Origin of the sequence: Bradyrhizobium sp. CIR48, assembly GCF_014198315.1 — a bacterium.
GTDB lineage: Bacteria > Pseudomonadota > Alphaproteobacteria > Rhizobiales > Xanthobacteraceae > Bradyrhizobium.
In genome coordinates, this window is sequence record NZ_JACIHG010000002.1 from 758,836 (window position 1) to 784,887 (window position 26,052).

At 65.6% G+C, this 26,052-nt stretch carries 27 protein-coding genes; 17 read left to right on the plus strand and 10 right to left on the minus strand.

The genetic code is table 11. The features are described from left to right. The first annotated feature begins 23 nt into the window (after window positions 1-23). Complete coding sequence (locus GGD66_RS09970) at window positions 24-1,496, plus strand: caspase family protein (RefSeq protein ID WP_183257540.1); 1,473 nt, start codon at window positions 24-26, stop codon at window positions 1,494-1,496. A gap of 52 nt (window positions 1,497-1,548) precedes the next feature. On the opposite strand, the gene GGD66_RS09975 is transcribed toward GGD66_RS09970, so the two are convergent. From GGD66_RS09975 to GGD66_RS09985, 3 genes are all read right to left on the minus strand, one after another. Then, window positions 1,549-1,920, minus strand: a complete 372-nt coding sequence (locus GGD66_RS09975) for a hypothetical protein (protein WP_183257541.1) — start codon at window positions 1,918-1,920, stop codon at window positions 1,549-1,551. Between the two features lie 36 nt (window positions 1,921-1,956). Then, on the minus strand, window positions 1,957-3,255 hold the full coding sequence (locus GGD66_RS09980) for a Spy/CpxP family protein refolding chaperone (protein ID WP_183257542.1): 1,299 nt from the start codon (window positions 3,253-3,255) through the stop codon (window positions 1,957-1,959). A 133-nt stretch (window positions 3,256-3,388) separates the two neighbouring features. Then, window positions 3,389-4,813 carry an FAD-binding oxidoreductase gene (locus tag GGD66_RS09985; RefSeq protein ID WP_183257543.1) on the minus strand — a complete coding sequence of 475 codons (1,425 nt, stop codon included), beginning with the start codon at window positions 4,811-4,813 and terminating at the stop codon, window positions 3,389-3,391. An 84-nt stretch (window positions 4,814-4,897) separates the two neighbouring features. On the opposite strand from GGD66_RS09985, the gene GGD66_RS09990 reads away from it, so the two are divergent. Continuing rightward, the gene (locus tag GGD66_RS09990; RefSeq protein ID WP_183235142.1) at window positions 4,898-5,404 is read left to right on the plus strand and encodes a thioesterase family protein; all 507 of its coding nucleotides are present in this window, start codon (window positions 4,898-4,900) and stop codon (window positions 5,402-5,404) included. Between the two features lie 16 nt (window positions 5,405-5,420). On the opposite strand, the gene GGD66_RS09995 is transcribed toward GGD66_RS09990, so the two are convergent. Next, window positions 5,421-5,594, minus strand: a complete 174-nt coding sequence (locus tag GGD66_RS09995) for a DUF1328 domain-containing protein (RefSeq protein ID WP_018319670.1) — start codon at window positions 5,592-5,594, stop codon at window positions 5,421-5,423. A gap of 237 nt (window positions 5,595-5,831) precedes the next feature. Here GGD66_RS09995 and GGD66_RS10000 point away from each other — a divergent pair, with 237 nt between their 5' ends. The 9 genes from GGD66_RS10000 (at window position 5,832) to GGD66_RS10040 (ending at window position 14,321) form a co-directional block, all read left to right on the plus strand. Beyond that, window positions 5,832-8,495 carry an ATP-dependent helicase gene (locus GGD66_RS10000; protein ID WP_183257544.1) on the plus strand — a complete coding sequence of 888 codons (2,664 nt, stop codon included), beginning with the start codon at window positions 5,832-5,834 and terminating at the stop codon, window positions 8,493-8,495. Window positions 8,496-8,504: 9 nt separating this feature from the next. Beyond that, window positions 8,505-8,792, plus strand: a complete 288-nt coding sequence (locus GGD66_RS10005; protein WP_183257545.1) for a type II toxin-antitoxin system HicB family antitoxin — start codon at window positions 8,505-8,507, stop codon at window positions 8,790-8,792. An 88-nt stretch (window positions 8,793-8,880) separates the two neighbouring features. After that, the gene (locus GGD66_RS10010; protein WP_183257546.1) at window positions 8,881-9,297 is read left to right on the plus strand and encodes a hypothetical protein; all 417 of its coding nucleotides are present in this window, start codon (window positions 8,881-8,883) and stop codon (window positions 9,295-9,297) included. Beyond that, window positions 9,297-9,965, plus strand: a complete 669-nt coding sequence (locus tag GGD66_RS10015) for an OmpA family protein (protein WP_183257547.1) — start codon at window positions 9,297-9,299, stop codon at window positions 9,963-9,965. Before GGD66_RS10010 ends, GGD66_RS10015 begins: the two co-directional genes overlap by 1 nt. 172 nt (window positions 9,966-10,137) lie before the next feature. Further along, entirely contained in the window at window positions 10,138-10,656 is a 519-nt protein-coding gene (locus GGD66_RS10020) for a DUF962 domain-containing protein (protein WP_165637545.1), read from the plus strand. 28 nt (window positions 10,657-10,684) lie between these two features. Beyond that, complete coding sequence (locus tag GGD66_RS10025; protein WP_183235139.1) at window positions 10,685-11,716, plus strand: NAD-dependent epimerase/dehydratase family protein; 1,032 nt, start codon at window positions 10,685-10,687, stop codon at window positions 11,714-11,716. A 27-nt stretch (window positions 11,717-11,743) separates the two neighbouring features. Next, entirely contained in the window at window positions 11,744-12,370 is a 627-nt protein-coding gene (locus tag GGD66_RS10030) for an isoprenylcysteine carboxylmethyltransferase family protein (protein ID WP_018319663.1), read from the plus strand. Between the two features lie 293 nt (window positions 12,371-12,663). Beyond that, the gene (locus GGD66_RS10035) at window positions 12,664-12,873 is read left to right on the plus strand and encodes a hypothetical protein (RefSeq protein ID WP_018319662.1); all 210 of its coding nucleotides are present in this window, start codon (window positions 12,664-12,666) and stop codon (window positions 12,871-12,873) included. A gap of 143 nt (window positions 12,874-13,016) precedes the next feature. Then, a complete protein-coding gene (locus tag GGD66_RS10040) occupies window positions 13,017-14,321 on the plus strand; it encodes a sorbosone dehydrogenase family protein (protein WP_183257548.1) in 1,305 nt (434 codons plus the stop codon). A gap of 203 nt (window positions 14,322-14,524) precedes the next feature. Here the strand turns inward: GGD66_RS10040 and GGD66_RS10045 are convergent, their stop codons facing one another. Together GGD66_RS10045 and GGD66_RS10050 are read right to left on the minus strand one after the other, a co-directional pair. After that, on the minus strand, window positions 14,525-15,349 hold the full coding sequence (locus GGD66_RS10045) for an aspartate dehydrogenase (RefSeq protein WP_183257549.1): 825 nt from the start codon (window positions 15,347-15,349) through the stop codon (window positions 14,525-14,527). Window positions 15,350-15,386: 37 nt separating this feature from the next. Next, window positions 15,387-16,304: a LysR substrate-binding domain-containing protein gene (locus GGD66_RS10050; protein ID WP_183257550.1), complete on the minus strand. Its 918-nt coding sequence runs from the start codon at window positions 16,302-16,304 to the stop codon at window positions 15,387-15,389. Between the two features lie 144 nt (window positions 16,305-16,448). On the opposite strand from GGD66_RS10050, the gene GGD66_RS10055 reads away from it, so the two are divergent. Further along, window positions 16,449-17,522: a tartrate dehydrogenase gene (locus tag GGD66_RS10055; RefSeq protein ID WP_183257551.1), complete on the plus strand. Its 1,074-nt coding sequence runs from the start codon at window positions 16,449-16,451 to the stop codon at window positions 17,520-17,522. Window positions 17,523-17,732: 210 nt separating this feature from the next. Here GGD66_RS10055 and GGD66_RS10060 read toward each other — a convergent pair whose 3' ends face one another. Then, window positions 17,733-18,674 carry a LysM peptidoglycan-binding domain-containing protein gene (locus GGD66_RS10060; protein ID WP_183257552.1) on the minus strand — a complete coding sequence of 314 codons (942 nt, stop codon included), beginning with the start codon at window positions 18,672-18,674 and terminating at the stop codon, window positions 17,733-17,735. A gap of 180 nt (window positions 18,675-18,854) precedes the next feature. Further along, window positions 18,855-19,349, minus strand: a complete 495-nt coding sequence (locus tag GGD66_RS10065) for a MarR family winged helix-turn-helix transcriptional regulator (protein WP_092253421.1) — start codon at window positions 19,347-19,349, stop codon at window positions 18,855-18,857. A 100-nt stretch (window positions 19,350-19,449) separates the two neighbouring features. On the opposite strand from GGD66_RS10065, the gene GGD66_RS10070 reads away from it, so the two are divergent. Together GGD66_RS10070 and GGD66_RS10075 are read left to right on the plus strand one after the other, a co-directional pair. Beyond that, window positions 19,450-20,658: an ABC transporter substrate-binding protein gene (locus tag GGD66_RS10070; protein ID WP_092253423.1), complete on the plus strand. Its 1,209-nt coding sequence runs from the start codon at window positions 19,450-19,452 to the stop codon at window positions 20,656-20,658. A gap of 14 nt (window positions 20,659-20,672) precedes the next feature. Continuing rightward, window positions 20,673-21,851, plus strand: a complete 1,179-nt coding sequence (locus tag GGD66_RS10075; RefSeq protein WP_183257553.1) for a cytochrome P450 — start codon at window positions 20,673-20,675, stop codon at window positions 21,849-21,851. A 30-nt stretch (window positions 21,852-21,881) separates the two neighbouring features. Here the strand turns inward: GGD66_RS10075 and GGD66_RS10080 are convergent, their stop codons facing one another. Continuing rightward, window positions 21,882-22,601 (minus strand): hypothetical protein, encoded by a 720-nt coding sequence (locus GGD66_RS10080; protein WP_183257554.1) that lies wholly within the window; start codon window positions 22,599-22,601, stop codon window positions 21,882-21,884. Window positions 22,602-22,877: 276 nt separating this feature from the next. Between GGD66_RS10080 and GGD66_RS10085 the strand changes: the two genes are divergently transcribed. Together GGD66_RS10085 and GGD66_RS10090 are read left to right on the plus strand one after the other, a co-directional pair. Continuing rightward, window positions 22,878-23,801, plus strand: coding sequence for an ABC transporter ATP-binding protein (locus GGD66_RS10085; RefSeq protein WP_183257555.1), 924 nt, complete (start codon window positions 22,878-22,880; stop codon window positions 23,799-23,801). Next, window positions 23,798-24,559 carry an ABC transporter permease gene (locus GGD66_RS10090; protein ID WP_018322533.1) on the plus strand — a complete coding sequence of 254 codons (762 nt, stop codon included), beginning with the start codon at window positions 23,798-23,800 and terminating at the stop codon, window positions 24,557-24,559. Before GGD66_RS10085 ends, GGD66_RS10090 begins: the two co-directional genes overlap by 4 nt. A gap of 7 nt (window positions 24,560-24,566) precedes the next feature. Here GGD66_RS10090 and GGD66_RS10095 read toward each other — a convergent pair whose 3' ends face one another. Further along, window positions 24,567-24,893 carry a hypothetical protein gene (locus GGD66_RS10095; RefSeq protein WP_018322534.1) on the minus strand — a complete coding sequence of 109 codons (327 nt, stop codon included), beginning with the start codon at window positions 24,891-24,893 and terminating at the stop codon, window positions 24,567-24,569. A 304-nt stretch (window positions 24,894-25,197) separates the two neighbouring features. On the opposite strand from GGD66_RS10095, the gene GGD66_RS10100 reads away from it, so the two are divergent. Then, a complete protein-coding gene (locus GGD66_RS10100) occupies window positions 25,198-25,992 on the plus strand; it encodes a L,D-transpeptidase (protein WP_026202764.1) in 795 nt (264 codons plus the stop codon). Window positions 25,993-26,052 lie beyond the last annotated feature (60 nt).

The following is a 26,052-nucleotide window of genomic DNA, read 5'->3' on the forward strand; positions in this document are numbered from 1 at the left end:
ATATTGCCGATGGAGGTGACACCATGCGCCGTCCAGTCCTTTCCAATTTGCTTCTTGCTTCCGGTTTTCTCGCCCTCGCCCAGTTGATGACGCCGACGGACGCTGCAGCCGAAGCGCGGCTCGCGCTGGTGATCGGACAATCCGCCTATCGCACCGTGCCCGAGCTGCCCAACGCCGCCAACGACGCCAAGGGCATGACGGAGTTGCTCGGCAATGCCGGCTTCACCGTCACCACGGCGGCCAACCTGGCGCAGAACGAGATGCGCGCGGCAATCTCGGATTTCGCCGGCAAGGTCAGCGGCAGCGGCGCCGACACGGTGGCACTGGTGTTCTATGCCGGCCATGGCCTGCAGATCGACGGCGAGAACTATCTGGTGCCTGTCGATCTCGATCCCAAGCGCGAGGCCGACATTCCGCTCCAGGGCGTGCGGCTGAACGACATGCTCAACACGCTTGGTGCGCTGCCGACGCGGGCGCGCATCTTCATGCTCGATGCCTGCCGCAACAATCCGTTCCCGGCGCTCAGCGGCGCCGGCCACGGCCTTGCGATCGTCGACACCAAGGCTGGCGCGCCCGGCTCCTTCATTTCCTATTCGACTTCGCCCGGCGCCGAAGCCGAGGACGGCAGCGGCATCGACAGCCCCTACACCACGGCCGCGCTGACCATCGCCAAGCAGCCCAATCTGCCGATCGAGGAAGTGTTCAAGCGCATCCGCGTCGCCGTCGCGCAATCGACCGACGGCCGACAGATCCCCTGGGAAAGCTCCTCGCTGACGACCGACTTCAAGTTCTTCGGCGAGAGCAGCGGCAGCACACCCGCTCTTCCGGGCGCGAACGCGATGGCGCTCGCCGGGGGCACGCGCAGCCTCGAGGACTGGCGCAAGGAATTACGGGGCAAGCCTGCGATGGTCGCGTATGAGCTCGTGATCACCGAGGACACCGTGGAGGCCTATCAGGCCTATATCGAGCTGTACGCGCAGGACACCCGCACGCCGCGCGTGCGCACGGTGCTGGAACGGCGGCGCCAGATGCTGGCCTGGGAGCGCGCAACCGCGATCAACACCCGCGCTTCGTTCGAGGCTTACCTGGCCAATTGGGACAATAGCGACCTCGCCGCGACTGCGCGCCGGCTGCTGCTCCGCGTCCAGAACCGCAATTATGGCGTCCCCGTCGCCGCCGCCGCGATCCCGGTCGCCGTCGCGATGGGCCCGACCTGCCCGTGCTCGACGCCAACGACACCGGCAACGCCGGTCACTCCGAGCGTCGCGCCCGTGATCAAGAAGCGCGTCGACGACACCCCGCCCAAGCGCAAGGTGGTCGAGACGCCGCCGAAGCGCCGCCCGCCGCCCGAGGAAGTGGTCTACGAACGCGCGCCGCCCCCCGGCCCACCGCCCGGCGCCGTGATGCAGGGTATCGGCATCGGAATCGGGATCGGCATGGGAATGGGCGGCCGCGGCGGCGGCGACCATTATCGCGGCGACTACCGCAGATACTGAGACTGTCCAGCATTGACATAGATCCGGCTCGCGCCCGACGCGCGAGCCGGATCTACTGCGCCAGCGCCGGATAGTCGTGCTGGACGGCCTCCCGGATCCAGCCCGCCTGGATCGCGCGAAACAGGATCTGCGCCGTCTTCATATCATTTGCCTTCACGCAGAGGTCGACGATGCGGCGGACCGCATCGTCACGCATCAGATCGTCCGCGATCTTCATCGCAATCTCCATCGCGACGCGGGCTGCACGTTCAAAGCGCTCACGTTCGCGCTTATCAGCCGGTGCGGGGCCTCCGACAGCCTCCGCGCCCGCTCTCGCAGCCTCGCAGATGTTACGAATGCGCTCCGCCGCGTCGATATCGCCGATCGGTCCCTGGATCGGCTCATCCCAGATGTCGGCCGGCTGCCGCCTTGCGAACCACTTCATTGCCCCCACCCATGGCCTTTATTTGGCTTGCACCATTCAGGACGTGCGGCGCGGCCCGATCGCCTCGAACTGCGCCTTCTGCTCGTCGTTGAGCGTGGCATAGAAATCATCGAGCGCCGCGCGCACCGACTTGATTCCGTCCAGCATCGCATCGAGCCGTTTGCGGATTGTGGCCATGCGTGCCGGCGGTGTCATCACGTCGTTGGGCTCGCAGCCCGCCTTGAGCGATGCGCTGACCTTGGCGCTGGTGTCCTGGAGCACCTGCAGCGCCGCGCGCTGGGTGTCGCTCGGACGAAGCCTCTCATCGATCGCAGCACCGGGCCAATCGAACGCGGCGGTCACACTGCAAGCCTGCACCGACGATTCCCTCGCATTGTTCGATGCCGTCGCACGACGCTGATCCTCGGCGAGCGCATTGAAGCGCGCCTTCTGCTCGTCGTTGAGCGAGCCATAGAACTGGTCGAGCGCGGGCTGGACCAGCTCGACAGCCTTCTGCATTGCCTCGATGCGCTGCTGCATCGCTGCGAGCCGGCCGGGCGCCGTCGCTGCGGCCTGCGTCGGACAGGATGTGCGGATCAGCGCTGCCGCGTCGATCGAGGCATTGCCGAGCGCATCGAGAGCTGTGCCCTGCGCATCCGTCGGCTGCACCGCGGATGCGATCTGATCGATCGGTAGTCCGGCGATGGCACGGCGGTCACTGCCGCAGAGCTGATCGAGCGGTGCGCTACGCGCCCGTCGTCGTCCCTGCGATTGCTGCGGCAGATAGGCCGACAGGCGATCATAGCCATAGGGGCCGAAAATGCCGGCATAGATGTCCGGGTATCCGTAACCCCAGAAGCCGAGCCCGTCGCCCCAGATCGTGTAGTCGTAGAGATCGTTATAGGCGAACGGCCAGAACAGCGGCCCGACCCAGCCATAGCCGCCGCCCGCATGCTGCCACCATCCGCTGCTTGCGCCGCTCCAGCCGGCCAATGCGGCCGCTGCCGCGAGCTGTGCACGCGCTGCCGGATTGCTGATCAGCCGGCCATTCCGGAATGCGCTGGTGTTCAGGGCATTGCGGAAGCTCGCGGGGCGGATCGCCGCGTTGCGGATCTGACCGAAGTTGGGCCCGCCGCGTCGGACACCGGACGTGAACCGCATGCCGCGATGATGCCCGCCGGCATGCCCATGTCCACCGCCGTGGCCACGGAAATGTCCGCCGCCGTGATGGCCACCGCCGTGCCCGCCTCCATGGCCACCGCCATGTCCGCCCCCATGGCCGCCCTTGGCCAGAGCCGCGCCCGCCAGCATGCAGGCAAGCGCCATCGCGGCAATTCCAATGACCGGTCGCACCATCGCATCCTCCCGCAGAGCCGCGCCATTGAGGCATCGGAACTTGGCGGGAATTGGAACCGACAGGATTGCCGAAAGTTCCCGCCCGGCTGGGTGGGCGGCATCGGCCTTGCGGCGACTTTGTTGTGCCGAAGGCCTACGCCTCCGGCACAATCTTGCCGGGATTGAAGATGTTGAGCGGATCGAGCGCCTTCTTCAGCGCCCGCATCGCATCGAGCGCCTCGGGGCCGAGCTCGGCCTGGAGGTATTTCTGCTTGCCCTGGCCGATGCCGTGCTCGCCGGTGCAGGTGCCGTCCATCGCCTGCGCGCGCTCGACCAGGCGATGCATGAACTCCTCGCCGCGCGCCATCTCGGCCGCGTCCTTGGTGTCGCAGACCAGCGAGCAGTGGAAATTGCCATCGCCGACATGGCCGACGATCGGCGACAGCAGATTGAGGCGCCTGAGATCTTCCTCGGTCTCGCTGACGCAATCGGCGAGCCGCGAGATTGGCACGCAGACGTCGGTCGCGACCACGCCGATGCTGTCGCCGGGCCGCAGCGCCTTCACGGACCAATAGGCATCGTGCCGCGCCTGCCACAGTTTCGTGCGGTCCTCCGGCTTGGTGGTCCAGGAGAATTCGCCGCCGCCGCAATCCCTGGCGATCTCGCCGAACGCCTTGGACTGCTCGGCAACCTCGATCTCGCTGCCGTGGAATTCCATCAGCAGCAGCGGCGTCTCCGGCAGCGTCAGCTTCGAATAGGCGTTGCAGGCCTGCACCTGCGCGGCATTGAGCAGCTCGATGCGCGCCACGGGGATGCCGGTCTGGATCGCAAGGATGACGGCCTGACAGGCCCCGTGCACGGTCTCGAACGACACCGCACCGGCCGCGATCGTCTCGGGGATGCCGCGCAGGCGGATGGTCAATTCCGAGATGATGCCGAGCGTGCCTTCGGCGCCGACGAACAGATGGGTGAGGTCGTAGCCGGCGGATGACTTCTTGGCGCGCGTGCCCGTGGTGATGATCTCGCCGTCGGCGCGCACCACCTTCAGGGCCAGCACACTCTCGCGGATGGTGCCGTAGCGCACCGCATTGGTGCCGGAAGCGCGGGTCGAGGCCATGCCGCCGAGCGAGGCATCCGCGCCGGGATCGATCGGGAAGAACAGGCCCTGGTCGCGCAGATGCTCGTTCAGCGCCTTGCGGGTGACGCCGGGTTGGATCACGCAGTCGAGGTCCTCGGCATGGACCGCCAGCACCTTGTTCATGTCGCGCAGGTCGATCGAGATACCGCCGGCCGGCGCGTTGACCTGGCCCTCGAGCGAGGTGCCGGTCCCGAAGGGAATGACGGGGACGCGGTTCTTGGCGCAGATCCGCACCACGTCCTGGATGTCGGCGGTCTCCTGCGCCATCACCACGCCATCCGGCGGCTGGTTGGGAATCCAGGTGGTGGTATGGCCATGCTGCTCGCGCACGGCCTGCGAGGTGATGAGACGGTTGCCGAAGCGTGCGGCAAGCTGCTCCAACGCGCTCGCGAGGGCTTTCGGCTCCGGCCGCGGCGGATTATTGGTGATGGTGGTACCCACGGACATTCCTCCCGACAGAAGAACCGTGGCAAAGGATATAAAACCGGTCAAGTCAAGCGACCGGACGCATCGCTGGAAGGAAACATGCCGGAGACTGCCGCCTCAGCGCCCAAAGCCGAGCCATTCCGCGCCTCGATCATGCAGATCGAGCCGCAATGGATCGACTATAACGGCCATCTCAACATGGCCTATTACAACGTGATGTTCGACCGCGCGATCGACCAGCTCTGGGCCGAGCTCGGCATCGGGCCGACCTACATGAAGGAGCGAGGCGGTTCGACTTTCACTGCCGAATGCCATGTGCGCTACTTGCGCGAAATCCACCTCGGCGATCCCGTGCAGATCCTGGTCTGGCTGCTGGAGGCCGACGACAAGCGGCTGCACACGTTCGAGGAGATGCGGCACGCAACCGAGGGCTGGCTGTCGGCGACGTCCGAGAACATGTCGCTTCACATGGACATGAATGCGCGGCGCGTCGCGCCATTTCCACCGGATATAAGCGAGCGCATCGCTGCGGTCACAAAGGCCCACAGCGCGGTCTCGCGCCCCGAGGGCATCGGCCGGAACGTGGCGATGCCCTCGAAGCGGTAGCGCGTGATCCGGCGGCCTATACCCTGTTGCGGCCGCGGGCCAGGCCGACCACGGCCGAGACCAGGAATAGAACGACCGCGATGAAGAAGATGATCTTGGCGATCTCGATCGAAGCGCCGGCGATGCCGCCGAAGCCCAGGATGCCGGCGATCAGTGCGATAACCAGAAACGTCACAACCCAGCCAAGCATGGTCAAACCCTCGTCTTGATGTCTGTCTGCGTCTAGCGCGGCTGGCCGCGCCACCTGTCCAGACAATCTCGAGGCGGGAACGATGGTTCCGGCCCGGACAGGGTGGAAATTCGCGAGGACCGCTGGAACAAATTGACGTGCCCCGCACGTGGAAAACCTCGTTCCGCCGCCCCATATAGGCACCAATCCCTGTTAGAAGGCTCCCTTCCGCCACCCCGCGGTGCCATCGTGGGGCCCATGATTCGCATGACCGAGCCGAGCAAGATCACGTCCCAGAACGTCTCCGACCACCAGCCCGCAGCCGGCGGCATCGCCGCGCGTGCGCGCGCCTCGGTGGGCCCGAAATATCTGTCCGGGCTCAATCCGGAGCAGCGCGAGGCCGTGGAGACGCTGGACGGCCCGGTCCTGGTGCTGGCCGGCGCCGGCACCGGCAAGACGCGCGTGCTGACGACGCGTATCGCCCACATCCTGAGCCAGGGCCGCGCCCGCCCCGCCGAGATTCTGTCGGTGACCTTCACCAACAAGGCCGCGCGCGAGATGAAGCACCGGCTCGGCCAGATGCTCGGCCACGCCGTCGAGGGCATGCCGTGGCTCGGCACCTTCCACTCCATCGGCGGCCGCATCCTGCGTGTCCATGCCGAGCTGGCGCAGCTCAAGTCGAACTTCACCGTGCTCGATGTCGACGACCAGGTGCGGCTGCTGAAGCAGTTGCTGCAGGCCGAGAACATCGACGACAAGCGCTGGCCGGCACGCATGCTCGCCGGCCTGATCGACGGCTGGAAGAACCGCGGCCTGATGCCCTCGCAGGTGCCCTCGGGCGAAGCCGCCATGTTCGCCAACGGCAAGGGCGGCAAGCTCTATGCGAGCTATCAGGAGCGGCTGAAGATTCTGAACGCGGCCGATTTCGGCGATCTGTTGCTGGAGAACATCCGCATCTTCCGCGAGCACCCGGATATCCTCAGGCAGTACCAGCAGCGCTTCAAATATATCCTGGTCGACGAATATCAGGACACCAACGTCGCGCAGTATCTGTGGCTGCGGCTGCTGTCGCAGGCGCCTTCCTTCACCTCTCCCCGCCCGCGGGGAGAGGTCGCATCGCGCAGCGATGCGGGTGAGGGGGACTCTCCGAGCACCGAGCTCGTGGAGACTCCCCCTCATCCCGACCTTCTCAGTGCGAGCGAAGCTCGTCACGACCCCGCATCCGCCTTCGCCAAGGCTTCGGCGGACATGAGCGGGGAGAAGGAGAAGACCAAAAACATCTGCTGCGTCGGCGACGACGACCAGTCGATTTATGGCTGGCGCGGTGCCGAGGTCGACAACATCCTGCGCTTCGACCACGATTTCCCCGGCGCCAAGGTCATTCGCCTGGAGCGCAACTATCGCTCTACCGGCCACATCCTCGCCGCCGCATCGCATCTGATTGCACACAACGAAGGCCGGCTCGGCAAGACGCTGCGCACCGAGGACCAGGATGGCGAGAAGGTCACGGTGACAGGCTCGTGGGATTCGGAAGAGGAAGCCCGCGGCATCGGCGAGGAGATCGAGCAGATCCAGCGCCGCGGCGAGAAGCTCAACGAGATCGCGATCCTGGTGCGCGCCTCCTATCAGATGCGCGAGTTCGAGGACCGCTTCGTCACGCTCGGCCTGCCCTATCGCGTCATCGGCGGCCCGCGCTTCTACGAGCGCGCCGAAATCCGCGATGCGCTGGCCTACTTGCGCGTCATCAACTCGCCGGCCGACGACCTCGCCTTCGAGCGCATCGTCAATGTGCCCAAGCGCGGCCTTGGCGATGCCACCGTGCAGATGCTGCACGACCACGCTCGCAAGCGCCGCATTCCCTTGTTCGAGGCGGCCCGCGCGGTGGTCGAAACCGACGAGCTGAAGCCGAAGGCGCGCGGCTCGCTTCGCGAGGTCGTCGCCCAGTTCGACCGCTGGCGCGCCCAGCGCGAGGTTACCGCGCATACCGATCTCGCCCAGATCGTGCTCGACGAGAGCGGCTATACCGAGATGTGGCAGAAGGACCGTTCGGCGGACGCCGCGGGCCGGCTCGAAAACCTGAAAGAGCTGGTGCGCTCGATGGAGGAGTTCGAGAACCTGCAAGGGTTCCTCGAGCACATCTCGCTGGTGATGGACCGCGACGGCGGCGCCGAGGACGACGCAGTGTCGCTGATGACTTTGCACTCGGCCAAGGGGCTCGAATTCGACAACGTGTTCCTGCCGGGCTGGGAGGAAGGCCTGTTCCCGAGCCAGCGCACGCTGGACGAACAGGGCCGCGCCGGCCTCGAGGAAGAACGCCGGCTCGGCCATGTCGGCCTGACCCGTGCCCGCCGCCGCGCCATGATCTATTTCGCGACCAACCGGCGGATCCATGGCACCTGGTCGACCACGATCCCGTCGCGCTTCCTCGACGAACTGCCGGCGGCCAATGTCGAGATCACCGAATCCAAGGGCGGCTCGGCCTGGGGCGGCACCGGCGGTTACGGCGCCTCACGCTTCGACGACATGGAGGCGTTCGGCTCCACCTATTCGACGCCGGGCTGGCAGCGCGCCCAGGCAAACCGAGAAGGCAATCGCAACCGGGGCGGCGGCCGCACTGGCGGCGGTGGCGGCGGCAATAGAAGCGGCGGCTTCGAGGAAGAGGCGGCGACGTTCTCATCCTCCTCGTCCTCAGGTCCCGACTTCGGCAGCTTCTCCTCACGCCGCCGCGGTCCCCTGACGATCGAGGGCGAGCTGGTCGCCAAATCGACCGGCACCACCTCGGAATTCTCGCTCGAAGACCGCGTCTTCCACCAGAAATTCGGCTACGGCCGCGTCACCAAGATCGACGGCAACAAGCTCACCATCGCCTTCGACAAGGCCGGCGAGAAGAAGGTCGTGGACAGCTTTGTGCAGCGGGCGTGAGCGCCCGATATGGCTCAGTATGTTGCCATCATCGAAGACACCGATCCCGACGCCGTCAGCCTGTGGTTTCCCGACCTGCCCGGCTGCATTTCCGGCGGTGATGACGTCGACGAGGCCCTGGAGAGTGCACCGGAGGCACTGGCGTTCTACGCGCAGGAGCTGATCGCGGACGGACGGCAGCTTCCCCCGCCCAGAACATTGGACGAGCTCAAGGCCGACCCTGAGTTCGCCGACGACCTCGGGAAACACACGGTCGCCCTGATCGAATGGCCGCCCCGCGAAGAGGCCGACGAGTGAGGACTGTTCGCCGCACTCCCCTCGCCTTCGACAGTTCTCGCCCGAACAGCCCTTGACCCGCCCGAACTTCCCCGTATCAGATGCAGCCATGGTCCGGGGCTCCATCACACTGATCTTGCTGGCAATGGGGATGCCGTCGCTTGCGGCGGCGGAGACCATGAGCTTTGGCGATTCGATCGGGCTGCTGGCCAAAAGCTGCGGCGCCGAAATCGTCGCCAATTGCCGCGGCGTCAACCCGGATTCGACCCGCCTGAAGGAGTGCCTGTCGCGCAACCGCGACGTGCTGTCCCAGCAATGCGCGAGCGACTATCTCGGCGCGTTCGATGCCATCCAGAAGCGCGTCGCCGCGCGCGTCACGGTGGCGAACGCCTGCCAGCGCGAGATCGTCAAGGTCTGCGGCGGCTCGACCAAGGAGACCAGCAAGTCGATCCCCTGCCTGGTTTCGACGCCCAAGGGCATCAGCAACAACTGCCTGAAGGCCGTCGACGACGCGGGGTACCGCTGATGCGCGCGAGCAGGCTCTTCATTGCCGGAACCGCGGTCGCGCTCGGTCTCGCTTTGCTCGCGGGCACGGCCGTCGCCCAGACGGCGGCACCGACCCGCGACGACATCGTCGGCAAGCTCAACCATTTCGAAGAAGCCGCCGAGGTCGACCTTCCCGCGCTGAAGCAGCAGGTGATGGAGCGCGCCAAGACCAGGATCAAGAACGATCCCGGCCCGGTGAACCGGCCGCTGATCGCACCTGATCTCGCCAAGCTGCCCGCCTTCAATGCGCAGATCCAGTTCGATGCCGACACGCCGATCATCCAGCCGGCGTCTTACCAGACCGTCGGCCGCATCGCGGACGCGCTGGTTCATTCCTCGCTGCTGCCCTACACGTTCCTGATCGTCGGCCACGTCGAATCCAACTCGAAGACGCGCGAGGCCAACGCGATCCTGAGCCAGCGGCGCGCCGACGCGATCCGCGACGTGCTGGTGAACACGTTCAAGATCTCGACCAAGCGGCTGCATCCGATCGGTCTCGGCGAGGAGCAGTTTCTCGACCGGCCCAAGCCGACCTCGGCCGTCAACGGCCAGTTGCAAATCCTGACCTATGCCAAGCTGCCGGAGGACGCGCCGCATACGGCTGCGGCACCTGCGCCTGCGGCGAAAAAGCCCGCCAAGAAGCGCTGAGCGAGCGCAGCTTCGCACCCGACGGAACCCTTTGAAGTCCTGATCGTTTTGTAGCCTGTCCGGGGCGCACAAATACGGTTTCACGCGACAAAAGCCCCGGTTTGTGCACCGCCCGGTCCAGTGCTATAGCCTCTGTTCGCCCTTCCCCGACCCCGTGCTGCATGAGACCGAAATGGGTGGCTATTTTCAGCGCCAACTTGCCGTTTATGTCGAGTACCATCGCGACCCCCGGAACACGGCGATGCATGTGGTTGGTATTCTCCTGTTGTTCACCGGCGCCGTGATGCCGCTGACGCTGGTCAGGCTCCCGCTGTTCGGTTTCGATGTCAGCCTCGCCGTGATCCTGGCCTTGCCGGTCCTGATGTACTGGCTGCTGCTCGACGTGGCGCTCGGGATCGGCATTCTGGCCGTCTCGATCGTGCTGTTTTCGGTTGCGACGACCGTTGCGGCGCAAGTCAGCACCGCGACGATGTGGGCGATTTTCGCCGCGCTGGTGGCGCTCGGCCTCGCCGCGCAAGCCATCGGTCACAAGGTTTTTGAGGGCCGCGAAGCCTCGTTGTTCACTTTTCCTTCGCATCTTTTGCTTGGACCGATGTTCGTGATGGCAAAATTATTCATTGCATTGGGCTTCCGTCGCGACCTTGCCGCGATTCTGGCGCCTCTTCCGACCAATTCCCTTTCAACCCGATAGCTCTAGACGCGAAACAGCAACCTTCTGCATGGCTCTCGTACTGGTTACCGGTGGCAGTGGCTTCATCGGACATCACCTCGTCGAAGCGCTCCGCGCCCGTGGGCAGCGGGTGCGCGTTCTCGATGTCCGCGCGCCGGCCGCGGCGAACGCGGATGTTGAATATGTCCACGGCTCGGTGCTCGACGGCGCCGCGGTCGATGCTGCGATCGCCGGGGTCGATCAGGTCTATCACCTCGCCGGCCTGCCCGGCATGTGGGTCGCCAACAAGCAGGACTTTCACGACGTCAACTGTCGCGGCACCGAAATCGTGCTCGCGGCCGCAATGAAGCGCGGCGTGTCGCGCTTCCTGCACTGCTCGACGGAATCGATCCTGTTCCCCTATTCCGACCTCAAGGGCGCTGCCGCCGAAGAGGCGCTACAGCCGGCCGACGCGATGCCGGGCGCCTATACGCGCTCGAAGTCGCTCGCCGAGCATCATGCCGCGAAGGCGGCGGCCAGCGGCTTTCCACTCGTGATCGGCACGCCGACCATGCCGATCGGCGCGGCCGACCACAATCTGACGCCGCCGACGGCGATGCTGTGGTACTTCCTGCAGAAGAAGGTGCAGCCGCATCTCAACTTCCTGGTCAACCTCGTCGACGTCCGCGACGTGGCCATGGGCCTCGTACTGACCATGGAGCGCGGCCGCATCGGCCAGCGCTACATCCTCGGCGGCGACTGCGTCCCGCTCGGCAACATCCTGCGGATGATGTCGGCGATGAGCGGCCGCCGGCAGTTCCCGGTCGTCGTGCCCGGCAAGATCGCCGAGCTCTCGGGCATCATGCTCGAATACCTCGCCGATCGTGTCACGCGCCGGCCGCCCAACGGCACCGCCGAGGGCGTGCGCATTGCGCTCGCCGCAAGCGACCTCTCGATCGGCAAGGCGCGCACCGAGCTCGGCTACGCGCCGCGTCCGATCGAGCCCGTGCTGCGCGAAACCATCACCCATCTGCTCGCCCGCAACGGCCAGCAGCCCTCCGGCGCCATCAAGCATCACGCGCTCTCCTCGCGCGCGAGCTAAAGCCGCCGCCCAACGCAAAGAACCTTCATGTCCTTCGATTTCAGCAAGCTTCTCTCGGTCGCCTGGGGTGGCTGGACCACGGCCTGGCCGACCGAACTCCTGGCCCTGGTCTGGCTCGCCTTTCTCGCCAGCTGGGTCGGCGCCTCGTTTTGGCAGGGGCGGACCAAGAAGCAGGTCATGACGCTGGAGTCGCAGCGCTATCGTCTGCCGATCCTGGTCGGCGGCATCCTGTACACGCCGTGGGTTGCACAGCTGCTGGGCTGGAAGCCGCTTTGGGTGCTCGGCAACACCGGCATCTACATCGCCGCGGTCCTCTCGGCCGCAGGCATCGCTTTCGCCTGGTGGGGCCGACTGCATCTCGGAAAATTCTGGTCGAACACCATCACCCACAAAGAAGATCACCGCGTTATCGACACCGGCCCCTACGGCATCGTGCGTCACCCGATCTACACCGGCTTGATCTTCGGCATGCTCGTCACCGGCATCGCAATCGGCCTCGTAACGACGATCCTCGGCGCGATCCTGATCTCGCTCGGCATGTGGCAGAAGGGCCGGATGGAAGAGGTGTTTCTGTCGAAGGAGCTGGGCGAAGACGCCTACGGCGCCTATTGCCGCCGCGTGCCGATGATCATCCCGTTCCTGTCGCCGCGGTGAGGGCGTAGCAGCTTCCTACTATTTTCTCCGCGTAAGACTGCTGTTGGTCCCGTCATCCTGAGGTGCGAGGTTTGCGATGCGAATGCATCGTAAGCCGAGCCTCGAAGGATGCACGGCCGCCAATGCATCCGGGCCCTCCATCCTTCGAGGCTCCCATGCGGCGCGTTGCGCCCCATGGGTCGCACCTCAGGATGACGGGAACGGAATGGCGCAACTCGGAACATTCAACCAGGAACCGCCCCTCCCCAAGCCCGTTATCCTTCGACAACTGCCACCTGCGCGAGCATCGAGCCATGTCGGACGCCTACGATTATTTTCGCGAGCACGCGATCGCCGCCGTCCGCAAGGCGCGGGCGCTGCCGCGTGGGCGGCCGAAGCAGAAGCAGCGCACGGTGGCGCGGGTCTATCACCTGCTGTCCAAGGAGGCCGCGCTGGTGCCGAACATGCATCACCTCGACGATTTTCGCGCAGCGCGCCGGCTGGAGCGTCAAATCTCTCGCTGATCTCCGGGCAAGGGCCGTCGGCGTTCGTCCCATGCAAAATCGATCGGCTGCCATTCCACGGGAATAGGCCCGGCCGGCGCCCCCCACAGGTTGACGTCTGCCCCGTCAGCCAGTTGGATGCGCGCGCAAACAGGGGCCCTCTCATGACCTTCTCCAGCGTCTTTGCGCAGTTCGTTGCGCTCCTCGGCGGCATCGCGCTGCAATGGCGGAAGCTGTCAGGCACCGTGCCTGCGCCGGCCTGGGGAGAGAAGCCCGCCATTCCCGAGGCGAAGCCGCAAGGCGCGATCCCGACCTTGAAGATGCCGACCGCGCGCGGCTGGAGCGAGGGCCAGAAGCCGACCGTCGCGCCCGGGCTCAAGGTCAACGCGTTCGCGACCGGGCTCGACCATCCGCGCTGGATCGAGGTGCTGCCCAATGGCGACGTGCTGATCGCGGAGGCGACGCAGATCGCGGGCGCGCCGCGCAGCGTGTTTCACTACGCGATGCAGGCAACGATGCGGCGCGCCGCAGCGCTCGGCGTGTCCGCCGACCGCATCACGCTGCTGCGGGACAAGGACGGCGACGGCGTCGCCGAGCAACGCGGCGCCTTCATGGAAAATCTCAGCCAGCCGTTCGGCATGGCGCTGGTCGGCGACACCTTCTATGTCGGCAATACCGACGGCGTGATGGCTTTCCCTTACGTCGCCAATGCCGACCGCATCACCGCGCCGGGCAAGCGGCTCACGACGTTCAAGCCAAGCGGACACTGGACCCGCAGTCTTTTGGCAAGCCCCGACGGCAAGAAGCTCTATGCCGGCGTCGGCTCGCTCAGCAACATCGCCGAGATGGGCATGGAGGTCGAGGAAGGCCGCGCTGCGGTCTACGAGCTCGACCTCGTTGCCGGCACGCACCGCATTTTCGGCGCCGGCCTGCGTAACCCGGTCGGGCTGGCGTGGGAGCCAACTACAGGTGTGCTCTGGACCGTGGTCAACGAGCGCGACGGGCTCGGCGACGAGACGCCGCCGGATTATTTGACGTCGGTGCGCGACGGCGGCTTCTACGGCTGGCCCTATTGCTATTGGGGCAAGACGGTGGACGACCGCGTGCCCCAGGATCCTGCGATGGTCGCCAAGGCGCTTCAACCGGACTACGCGCTCGGCGGCCACACCGCCTCGCTCGGCCTGTGCTGGATGCCCGCGGGCACGCTGCCGGGCTTCCCCGACGGCATGGTGATCGGCCAGCACGGCTCGTGGAATCGCAGCAAGCTGTCCGGCTACAAGCTGGTGTTCGTCCCGTTCGAAAACGGCAAGCCGTCCGGTCCCGGTCGCGACATCCTGTCGGGCTTCCTGTCCCCGGACGAGAAGGAATCCTACGGCCGCCCGGTCGGCGTCGTGATCGGCCCCGACAAAAAATCGCTGCTGATGGCCGACGACGTCGGCAACGTGATCTGGCGCGTCACGGGGGCGTAAGGTAGCCAGGCGACACGGGCGCTCGCATAGGCGTCCCGTCATCCTGAGGCGCGAGTGGCGCGATGCGCAGCATCGCGCCGGGAGCCTCGAAGGATGAACGGCCGAGATGCAGCCGGGCCGTCGTCCTTCGAGGCTTGCTCTGCGCCGCATTCGCGTCCCAGAGCAAGCACCTCAGGATGACGGTGATGGAGCGCTTCGATCGCTCACGTCCCCACACACAGCGTGGCGCGCTGCTTGCGCAGCAGCGCGATCACGGACAGCGCGGTGATCAGACCGGTCTTGGGATTTTCGGACGGGATGTTCTCGATGCCCATCGAGAACCGCGCCGAATCCGCCTCGACCTCGATGCGGTGAACGTTGCGCGTCACGGTTGGATCAGCCCAAACCTGGATCTCGGTACGATCAGGCCCGATGCCCGCCAGCGACAGCGCCACCGCGACGTTGAGATTGGCCGGAAAGCCCTTGGCCGCTTCGCGCGCGCTGCCCTCGAACAGTTTCAGCGGCTCGCGCAGACTGTCGATGTCGATCTTGTTCTGAACGATGAAGGGCGCGCCCTTCAGTCCGTCGATCGGCTTGCGCGTCACCATCTTCACGGAATGAATGGTGCCGATTGCGGCGGCGTTAACGGCGTCGAGCCCGATCAGCGCGCCGGTCGGCACGATGATGCGGCCGCCATTGGCACGCGCGAGATCGACGAGATCAAAATTGTCGAGCAATCCGCCGACGCTGACGACGACCGCGGCCTTGCCGCGCTTCACGGCAGGCTCGACGATCGCACGCAACTGGCTGCTCGGTGCGCACTCGACCACGATGTCGGCGACCTCGCCGAGCTGATCGATCGGCAGGATCGTCGGCGGATGACGCAGACCGCCGATGAAGGCCTGATGCTTGGCGGGATCGCGCACGGCCACGGCCGACAGCGCCAGCCCCTCGATGCCCTGATCGAGCGCGGTCGCGATCTTGGTGCCGATCGAGCCCAGCCCGGCAATGGCGACCCGCATCTCGCTCGGGGCTCTCTGTTCAGTCATCGCACTCACCTCTGATCCGGGCTTCCGTCATAGCCCCTCACGCCTCCCGCGCATAGCTGCGCAGGCGCGCCTCGAGCACCGCCAGCATGGCATCGCGAGCCGGATCGCGCGAGCCGCGCAGCCACGCGGCGGCGAGCGGCAGCCGGCCGACCGGCCCGCTCTGCCTTGGCCGCAGCGGCACGAAGCGCACGCCCGACACCGCCATCCGCATCGTCCAGCGCGGCACGATCGCAACCCCGAGCTTCGTCGCCACCAGGTTGATGATGGTCTGCTTCTCGTCGGCGACCTGGACGATGCGCGGCGTCATTCCGGCCTGATCGAACAGCTTCACCGTGAGGTCGTGGCTGTGCGGCCGCGAGCGGCGGTCCGGCACCAGCATCGCCTCGTCGGCGATGTCGGCCAGCGTGATCGACTTGCGCCGGGCCAGCGCATGCTGCTGCGGGAAGGCCACGATCGCGGTCTCATGGAGCAGATCGCGGAATTCGAGCCGCTTGTCCGCGCGGCCGGGCGGGCGGACGAAGGCGAGATCGAGCGCACCCGTCAGGATCTTCGGCAGCAGCCGGACCGTCTTGTCCTCCAGGATCTGTACCGCGATATCAGGATGCTTGGCGCGGAAGTCGCGCAAGAGCGGCGGCAGCAGCCCGGCGGCGGCGCTGTCGATGGCACCGATCCGCAGCCGCCGAGCAGCGCCGGCGCGCGAGCGGTTGCGCAAATTGCTCTCAACCGCCTCGACCTTGGCGAGGATGGCGCGGGCATCGCGCAGCAACGTCGTGCCGTCCTCGGTGAGCGACACCGCACGCGTCGTCCGCGCGAACAGCCGCGTGCCCAGATCCTCCTCCAGCAGCCTGATCTGGCGGCCCAGCGCGGAAGGCAGCATCTGGAGCTGCTGCGCCGCGCGGCCGAAATGCAGCTGCTCGGCCGCCGCCACGAAGCATCGGAGCTGATGCAATTCCATCCCGGGTCCTCTCGTCTCGCGAGGATTATATCATTTTTTTGTATAAACCAGCGCCAATTGAGTCCGCCCTGCACTCCCGTCTAGATTCGCCGACGACGTAGCCGGCCTGATATGCCGGCCCGATCTCTCACACGGAGCATTCTCATGCGCACCCATTCGATCGCAGCAATCCCCGCCGACGGCATCGGCCCCGAGGTGATCTCGGCCGGCGTCCGCGTGCTGGAGGCGCTGGCAAAGCGCAGCGGCGACCTCGCCTTCAACGTCAAGACGTTCGACTGGGGCTCGGACTATTACAAGAAACACGGCGTGATGATGCCGGCCGACGGCCTCGCTGAGCTGAAGAAATTCGACGCGATCTATTTCGGCGCGGTCGGCGCCCCTGATGTGCCCGATCACATCACGCTGTGGGGCTTGCGCCTGCCGATCTGTCAGGGCTTTGACCAATACGCCAATGTGCGCCCGACAAAGATCCTGCCCGGCGTCGCCTCGCCGCTGCGCAATGTCGGTGTCGGCGATCTCGACTGGGTGATCGTGCGCGAGAATTCGGAAGGCGAATATGCCGGCATGGGCGGCCGCGCCCACAAGGGCCTGCCGGAAGAAGTCGGCACCGAAGTCGCCGTCTTCACCCGCGTTGGCGTCACCAGGATCATGCGCTACGCGTTCCAGCTCGCACAGTCGCGCCCGCGCAAATTCCTGACCGTCGTGACCAAGTCGAACGCGCAGCGCCACGGCATGGTGATGTGGGACGAGATCGCGGCCGAGGTCGCCGGCGAATTCCCCGACGTCAGCTGGGACAAGATGCTGGTCGATGCCATGACGGTGCGCATGACGCTGCATCCGAAAAGCCTCGACACCATCGTCGCGACCAATCTCCATGCCGACATCCTGTCCGATCTCGCCGGCGCGCTGGCCGGCAGCCTGGGTGTGGCGCCGACCGGCAACATCGATCCACAGCGCCGCTTCCCCTCGATGTTCGAGCCGATCCACGGCTCGGCCTTCGACATCACCGGCAAGGGCATCGCCAACCCGGTCGCGACCTTCTGGACCGGCGCGCAATTGCTCGAGCATCTCGGCGAGAAGGACGCCGCTTCAAGGCTGATGGCGGCCGTCGAGCGCGTCTGCGCGGCGGGCGTGCTGACGCCTGACGTCGGCGGCAAGGCGACGACGAAGGAAGTGACGGACGCCGTGATCGACGCGATCAACGGGTCGAATGTGTAGCCTTATCGGATCGAGTGTCGCCCAGCACTCGCTGCACCTCTCCCGCTTGCGGGGGAGGTCGACGCGCTCGGCAGCGCAATTGCGCGCCAGAGCGCGGCGGGTGGGAGCTCTCTCCTCTCGGGGGTCCTCGATCGTAGAGAGACCCCTCCCCACCCCTCCCCCGCAAGCGGGAGAGGGAGCGCACCGTCCTCTGCGGCAAGATAACGAGCCCTACTTCCGCTTCGTCGGAGCCGGCGGCGGCGTCACCATCGCGGCCGTGGGCTCGGGCGGTGTCAGATGCCGGGGCACGATAATGGTCTGGCCCGGCGTGAGCTGCGCGTTCTCTGCAAGCGAGTTGCTCTGCGCGAGCGTCCACAGCGGCACGCGATTGGCGGCGGCGATGCTCTCCATGGTGTCGCCGCGGCGCACCGGCACCCGCACGCCGCTGTCCCATAACTCGACCAAGGTGTCCGCGGGGACGAGGTAGCGCAGCGGCACGGCATCGCCCTGGGTCTGCGGCGGAATGCGCGGCAGTTGCGTCACCATCTCGACGATCTGGCGATGGATGTCGTCGGACTTCTCGATGTTGATGTGCGAGACGCGCGCGTTTTCCTTCAGGTCGTAGCTCGCATAATGGCCGCGAAAGCCGGGGACCGCGACGACGTCGCCGCCGCCGAGCACGCTGTCGGACAGGAAGATGTTGATGAAGCGCTCGACATTGAGCGGCACGTCGCCGGTCGCATGCGCGGGATCGATGGCGATGACGAGGCTGATCGGGATGCTCTCCTTGGCCGCCATCTCGGAAATGACGATCGAGCACAGACCACCCATGGAGTGCCCGATCAGCACGATCGGCGCCGCCTTCTCCTTGTAGCTGGCGATGACGCGGTTGCCGATGAACCGGCAGAGGGTGAATTCATAGACATCGGCGGAAAAGCCGGCCTGTGTCAGCTTCTCGCCGAGCCGGTCCATGCCGGTCGAGAAGATCGGGCCCATGGCGCCACGGAACAGGTAGACGTTCGGCGGCGGCAACGGCTCGAACGGCGGAGGCGGCGGCGCTGCGGGTGCGGCCGCGTTGGCCTTGGACTTGGCAGGTGAGGCGGCGGCCATGCCGGGGCTCAGGGCGAGCAGCGCAACGGCTGCCAGCGCGACTAGTCGCCTCAAATCAATCATCAATCCAGCAGTCCCACGACGGGAGGCGATCACCTCCCCCGCGGGCTTAGTGACGGCCGATTGGGTGGAATTTGGGGCACGGAACCGGCCTCCATCTCTTCCGGGCGCGAACTCTCACCGCACGCCTGGCGGCGCGACCGGACTTTGCGACGATTGGCCTCAGTCCTCGCTCGCGAACGGCTAAAATGGCAGCATCCGGTTCAGCAATTCGAGCAGCGTGCGCTGCTCGGCCTCGCTGAGCGGCGCCAGCATCTTCCGATTATAGGGCTCCGTCAGCCTTGCGCCCTCCGCAATGAGCTTTGTCCCCTTCGGCGTCAGCATGAGCTCGACGGCGCGGCGATCGGACTTCGAGCGGTTGCGCTTGATAAAGCCGGACGATTCCAGCTCGTTCAGGATCTTGATCAGGTTCGGCAGCCGCAGCCGGAGCAGGCTGGCGAGGCTGCTTGGCGGGACGCCGGGATTGTCGCGAATGACGGCGAAGATCGCATAGGTCGCGGGCGTCAGGCCCAAGGCGGCGAACTCCTCGTAGAAGCCTTCGAAGAACTTCAGCTGCGCCAGGCGCAGCATGAATCCGGGGGTGCGCTGCAGCGCGCGCAGGTCCAGCGATTTCTCCGTCTGCGGAGCGGACTTTTGCGGAGTGGATTTGGCTCCGGGTCTTAGAGGCTTCGAGCTCATGATTCTCAATCCTAGGGACGGCCGAATTGACACTCTCAAAAATAGCTATAAAATATAACTATTATTCAGCGGCACCAAGACCGCCCATGGGAGGGATCCAATGAACAGCAAATTCCTGCATAAATTGTGCATCTTGGCCGCAACCCTGACCGCGGCGCCGGCCTTCGCACAGGAGGTCGTGAAGATCGGCATCCTGAACGACCAGTCGGGCCCGTTCGCGAGCTACCAGGGCATCGGCTCGGTCGTCGCCGCCAAGATGGCCGTCGAAGACTATGGCGGAAAAGCCGCGGGCAAGCCGGTGGAGGTCGTCGCGGCCGATCACCAGAACAAGACCGACATCGGGATCGGCATCGCTCGGCGCTGGTACGAGAACGAGAGCGTCGATGCGATCTTCGACCTTCCGAATTCCTCGATCGCGCTCGCTGTCGCCGGCATGAGCGCCGAGAAGAACAAGGTGTTCGTCGGGTCGGGCGCGGGAACGGTGCTGCTGACCGGTGAAAAGTGCACGCCGAACACCGTGCACTGGACCTACGACACCTATTCTTACGGCCGCGGTCTCGGCAAGGCGATCGTGCAGCAGGGCGGCAAGAAATGGTTCTTCATCACCGCCGACTACGCCTTCGGTCATGATCTGGAAAAGCAGGCCGCGGAAGCCGTGAAAGCGGCCGGCGGCGAGGTGCTCGGCAGCGTGCGGCATCCCTTGGGAACGGCCGATTACGCCTCTTTCCTGCTGCAGGCCCAGGCTTCGGGCGCGAACGTCGTCGGCTTCGCCAATGCCGGTGACGACACCATCACATCGATGAAGCAGGCCGCCGAGTTCGGGCTGACCAAGGACCACAAGCTGGTCGGATTGATCCTGGGCATGAACGGGCTTCCCGCGCTTGGCCTGAAGTTTGCGCAAGGCGCGCAGATCATGAATCCGTTCTACTGGGATTTGAACGACGGCACGCGGGCCTTCGCCAAACGCTTCGCCGAGCGCATTCCCTCGAAGGCCTATCCGAACGACATGCAGGCCGGCGTCTATGCCTCGGTCATTCACTATCTCAAGGCGGTCGACAAGACCGGCGGCGCCAAGGATGGCAAGGCCGTCGTCGCCGCGATGAAGGAGATGCCGACCGACGATGTGCTGTTCGGCAAGGGCTATATCCGCAAGGACGGTCGCAAGATCCACCCGCTCTACCTGTTGCAGGTCAAGTCGCCCGAGGAGTCGAAATCGAGCTGGGATCTGCTGAAGGTCGTCGCCACCATCAAGGGCGAGGACGCGTTCCGCTCGGAGAGCGATGGCCAGTGCCCGCTCAGCAAGCCATAGAAGCGGAGCTGACCATGAGCGGCATCGACTCCAGTCCGATCGACCCGTTTGCGCCTGACTTCCTGTTGAACCCCTATCCTGCCTATGAGGCGCTACGCGCGCTCGGGCCCGTCTTCGCGCTGGAGCGTTACGGCGTGTGGGCGATGGCGGGCTATTCCGAGGTCGAGCCGGCCTTGAAGGACTGGAAGACGTTCATCAGTGGCGAGGGCGTCGGGCTCAACGGGATGAACCCTGCGCTGCCGAAGCCACTGACGCTCCAGATCGATCCGCCCGACCACGACAAGGGCCGGCGGGTCCTCGGCCGCACGCTGTCTCCGGGTGTCGCGAGGAAGCTGCGCGAGACGTTTCAGCAGGAAGCGGAGAAAAAGGTCACGGAGCTGATCGACAAAGGCACGTTCGATGCCGTCACCGATCTTGCCGAAGCCTATCCGATGAAGGTGTTTCCCGATGCGATCGGCATCCGGGCGGACGGCCGCGAGAACCTCTTGGCCTGGAGCACGTTCGTGTTCGACAGCTTTGGCCCCGAGAACGAGATGCTAGCGGCTTCACGCAAGGCAGGCCTCGCCGCCCAGAGCTGGATCATGGACTGCTGCGCACGAGATGCGTTGCGGCCTGACAGCCTCGGCATGATGATCTACCAGGCGGCCGACGACGGCGAGATCACCGAGCACGAAGCGACCCACCTGGTGCGGCCATTCCTCACGGCGGGGATCGACACCACCGTCAACGGCATCGGCAACACCCTGCTCGCGCTCGCCACCCATCCGGATGAATACCGCAAGCTCCACCAACGGCCGGAGCTGGCGCGCAATGCCTTCGAGGAAGGCCTGCGCTATGATTCGCCGGTGCAGACGTTCTTTCGTACCACCTCGCGCGACCTCGAGATCGGCGGCGGCGTGATCCCGGCACACCGCAAGGTGCTGCTGTTCATGGCCTCGGCCAACCGCGATCCGGCGCGATGGGAGAGAGCCGACCGGTTCGAGGTCGAACGGACCGCGACCGGCCATGTCGGCTTCGGCGCAGGCATCCACGCCTGCGTCGGTCAGATGATCGCGCGTCTGGAAGGCGAATTGATCTTCAGCGAGCTCGCAAGGCGCGTGAAGACCATCGAGCTCACGGCGGAGCCGAAACGCAGGCTCAACAATTCCCTGCGCGGGCTGGAGAGCATGCCGGTCCGCGTGACGCCCGCTTAGGCGGCATCACGCGGGAGGATGCGCAACGGCTCAGTTCCGTGCCGGAGCGGCCGCGGCCGCCGAGCGCGCCTGCCCGGGCGAGCCGCGTTCGGCGACCGGGACAGCCGGTACGCGCGAACGCATGATGGCGGCGTCGATCTCGGCGATGACACGGCGTTGGATCGCCTCGTTCTTGTCGATCGAGATGTGGCCGACACCGGTGCCGCGCACGTCGACATTGTCGAGCTTGCCGCGGAAACCGTCGGCACGCTTGACCGGCTCGCCGGGGCCGTCGCCGATATAGATGTTGATGTAACGCTCCGCGCCGGTCGAGAGCTTGGTCTTGAACACGGAATCGAGGCCGATCGCGAGCTTCACGGGCACGCCGAGCCGGTTGAGTTTCGCGATCATGTCCGGCAGCGCGGTCGCGCCGGAGGAATGGCCGACCAGGACGATGGTCTTGAGCCGGCCGGCCTTGTAGGCGGTCGCGGCTTCATCGGCGAGCGACGACCAGGACACGAAGTTGGCGACCGTCACCGGGATACCCTGCGCCTGGAGCCGGGCACCGATGGTGTCGAGGCCGAGCGAAAAGATGTTGAGCACGCCGCGGAGCAGATAGACATGCGTGGTCGCGACCTGGGCCTGGCTCGGGGCCGCTCGGGCCGTGGTCGGGCTGATGGCAACAGCTGACAGCAGGAGCAGGCAGATTGCCCAGACACGGAGGGCGGACAACTGGCTGGCGCCGGCGGTGTGACGGCCGTTCGGTCTCATCGGTGTTTTCCCTGGGGACAATACGCTTTGCGATTGGCCGGAATCGTAGCCATGGCCTGCTCGCAGACGCAACAAAGAGCCGCGTGAATGGCAATCTTAGCCACAGCCCGTGACCATCGCGCAACACCTGCCCGAAACCTGCCACCGAACCGCCTGTTTTGAGACCATTTTTCTCCGGGCAATTGCGGCCCGGCAAAGGCATTCCTATCTCAGGGCTCCGCTGACCCGCCGTTCCCGGCAGGTTCCAGCCTCCCCTCCCCAGTCCTACCGGCCCTCATGTCCTCCATCATCTCCGTCGCCAACCTGTCGAAGACCTATGGGTCCGGCTTCAAGGCGCTCAAAAACGTCAATCTCGACATCAAGCGGGGCGAGATCTTCGCGCTGCTCGGCCCGAACGGCGCCGGCAAGACCACGCTGATTTCCATCATCTGCGGCATCGCCAATCCGAGCGAGGGCCGCGTCCTCGTCGGCGGCGAGAACATCCAGACTTCCTACCGCAAGGCGCGCTCGCTGATCGGCCTCGTGCCGCAGGAATTGCACACCGATGCCTTCGAGAGCGTGTGGGCGACCGTGAGCTTCTCCCGCGGCCTGTTCGGCAAGCCGAAGAATCCTGATCACATCGAGAAGGTGCTGAAGGACCTCTCGCTCTGGGACAAGAAGGACAACAAGATCATCACGCTCTCCGGCGGCATGAAGCGCCGCGTCATGATCGCCAAAGCGCTGTCGCACGAGCCGCAGATCCTGTTCCTGGACGAGCCCACCGCCGGCGTCGACGTCGAGCTGCGCAAGGGCATGTGGGAGGTGGTGCGCACCCTCCAGCAGTCCGGCGTCACCATCATCCTCACCACGCATTACATCGAGGAAGCCGAGGAAATGGCCGACCGCATCGGCGTCATCAACAAGGGCGAGATCGTGCTGATCGAGGACAAGGCGACGTTGATGCAGAAGCTCGGCAAGAAGCGGCTGACGCTGCATCTGCAGGGCAGGCTCGACGCGCTGCCGGCGAGCCTTGGCCATTACGAGCTGGAGCTCTGCGATGCCGGCGCGACGCTGGTCTACGATTACGACACCAAGGGCGAGCGCACCGGCATCACCAGCCTGCTCGGCGATCTCCGCACCGCCGGCATCCGCTTCAACGATCTCGACACGACGCAATCGTCGCTCGAGGACATCTTCGTCGATCTCGTGAGGACGTCATGAACCATCGCGCCATCCGCGCCATCTATCTGTTCGAAATGGCGCGCACCTGGCGCACGCTGCTGCAAAGCATCGTCTCGCCCGTCGTCTCGACCTCGCTCTATTTCGTGGTGTTCGGCGCCGCGATCGGCTCGCGCATCAGCCAGGTCGAGGGCGTCAGCTACGGCACCTTCATCGTGCCGGGCCTGATCATGCTCTCGGTGCTGACCCAGAGCATCGCCAACGCCTCGTTCGGCATTTACTTCCCGAAATTCACCGGCACGATCTACGAGATCCTGTCGGCGCCGATCTCCTATTTCGAGATCGTGCTCGGCTATGTCGGCGCCGCCGCGACCAAGTCGATCATCTTGGGCCTGATCATCCTGGCAACGGCCGGACTGTTCGTGCCGCTGCATATTCACCATCCGGTCTGGATGCTGGCCTTCCTGGTGCTGACGGCGGTGACGTTCAGCCTGTTCGGCTTCATCATCGGAATCTGGGCCGACGGCTTCGAGAAGCTGCAGATGATCCCGATGCTGGTGGTGACGCCGCTGACCTTCCTCGGCGGCAGCTTCTATTCCATCGACATGCTGCCGCCCACCTGGCGCACGGTGGCGATGCTCAACCCGGTCGTCTATCTGATCTCCGGCTTCCGCTGGAGCTTTTACGAGATCGCGGACGTCAGCATGTCCGTCAGCGTCGGCATGACGCTGGCGTTCCTGGTGATTTGTCTCGTCGTGATCTGGTGGATTTTTCGGACGGGGTATCGGCTGAAGAACTGACGCGTCATCACCGATAGCAGTGGAAGCGGTGGTAGCCGTCGTAATAGCCGTGGCAGCGGTGACGGTAGTGACGATGGGGAATGCCGAGCACGCCCTCGACTGCACCAACGGCGCCGCCGACGCCTGCACCGACGACGCCTCCGACCGCGCCGCCCACGGGGCCGGCAATCCGGTTGCCCTCGTACGAGCCTTCCTGGGCGCCGCGGACGATGCCCTGGGCGTGGCCGGCCTGCGGCAGCGCCAACAGCGCGAGCAGGATGGCGGCGGCTGCGAACACCAGACGGAAGGCTAAACCGGCCGGCGACGGCGCGGCGGCGATGCGGGCTTTGTTCATCTTCGATCCCAAACGGTGAATGGCGGCGAGCGCCGCCTGTCGAGGCAGGTGATCGTCAACGCACCGGTCGGCCAAATGGTTGCGCCTTTGTGACGAATTGTCGGCGTTGTGAACGGGGCACCGCTCGCGAAAATGTCAGCTTCGCCGCGCGCGGCGCGGCACAAAGCGGCCTTGCTTACGCCTCGCGCCGCGTTAACGATGGGCAGGCAGGCCGCTGGAACGAAGGCCGGATTGCAGGCATATTGCACGCCGGGGACGGAGAGCCGCGGCGCCTAGCGTGAACAGGCCGGAGGCCAGGATTCAAATGCGTTTCCAGATGCGTTCATTTTTTATCGCTTTCACCTCACTGATGCTTTTGAGCGCAGGCAGCGCGCAAGCCAAGGTCGAGATCACCGTCGACAAGGACAATCAGCAGATGACCGTCGCCGTCGACGGCGTCGCGCGGTATCACTGGCCGGTGTCGACCGGCATCCCCTCGCGCGAAACGCCGAACGGCGCATTCCGCGCCTTCCGCATGGAAGAGGATCACTATTCCAAGGAATTCGACGACGCGCCGATGCCTCACGCGATCTTCTTCACCAAAGTCGGCCACGCCATCCATGGCACCGACTCGGTCGGCCGTCTCGGTTCGCCGGCGTCCCACGGCTGCGTTCGGCTGTCGCGCCAGAATGCGTCGACGCTCTATGCGCTGGTGCAGCAGCAGGGCGTGCTCAACACCTCGGTGACGCTGACCGGCTCGGCGCAGGTGGCGCTGGCGCGCAATCCGCGCGGCCGCACCAACAATGCAGTCGCCCGCGCGCCGCAGCAGCCTGCCGAAGAGCAGTACGCGACCACCGGCGATCCCGTGAACCTGACGCCGCCAGCGCAGCCCGCCCGCCGCTACATGCCGCAGGACGACAACTACATCTATCCCGCCGACGGCAGCGACACCGGCGCGCGCTATCCGGCACCGCGCGGCACACGCCCGCTCTATGATGCGCAGGTCTACCAGCAGCAGCCGCGTCCCTATTACGACCAAGGCTCCGGCCAGCAGGGCTATTACTATCAGCCGCAGCCGCGGCAGGTTTACCAGCCGCGCGGCTATTACTATCAGAACTGAGGCGGCCGCGGCCGCCATCCGCCGCGCTCGCCGACCTGCATGTACAAATAGTTTCCTTTC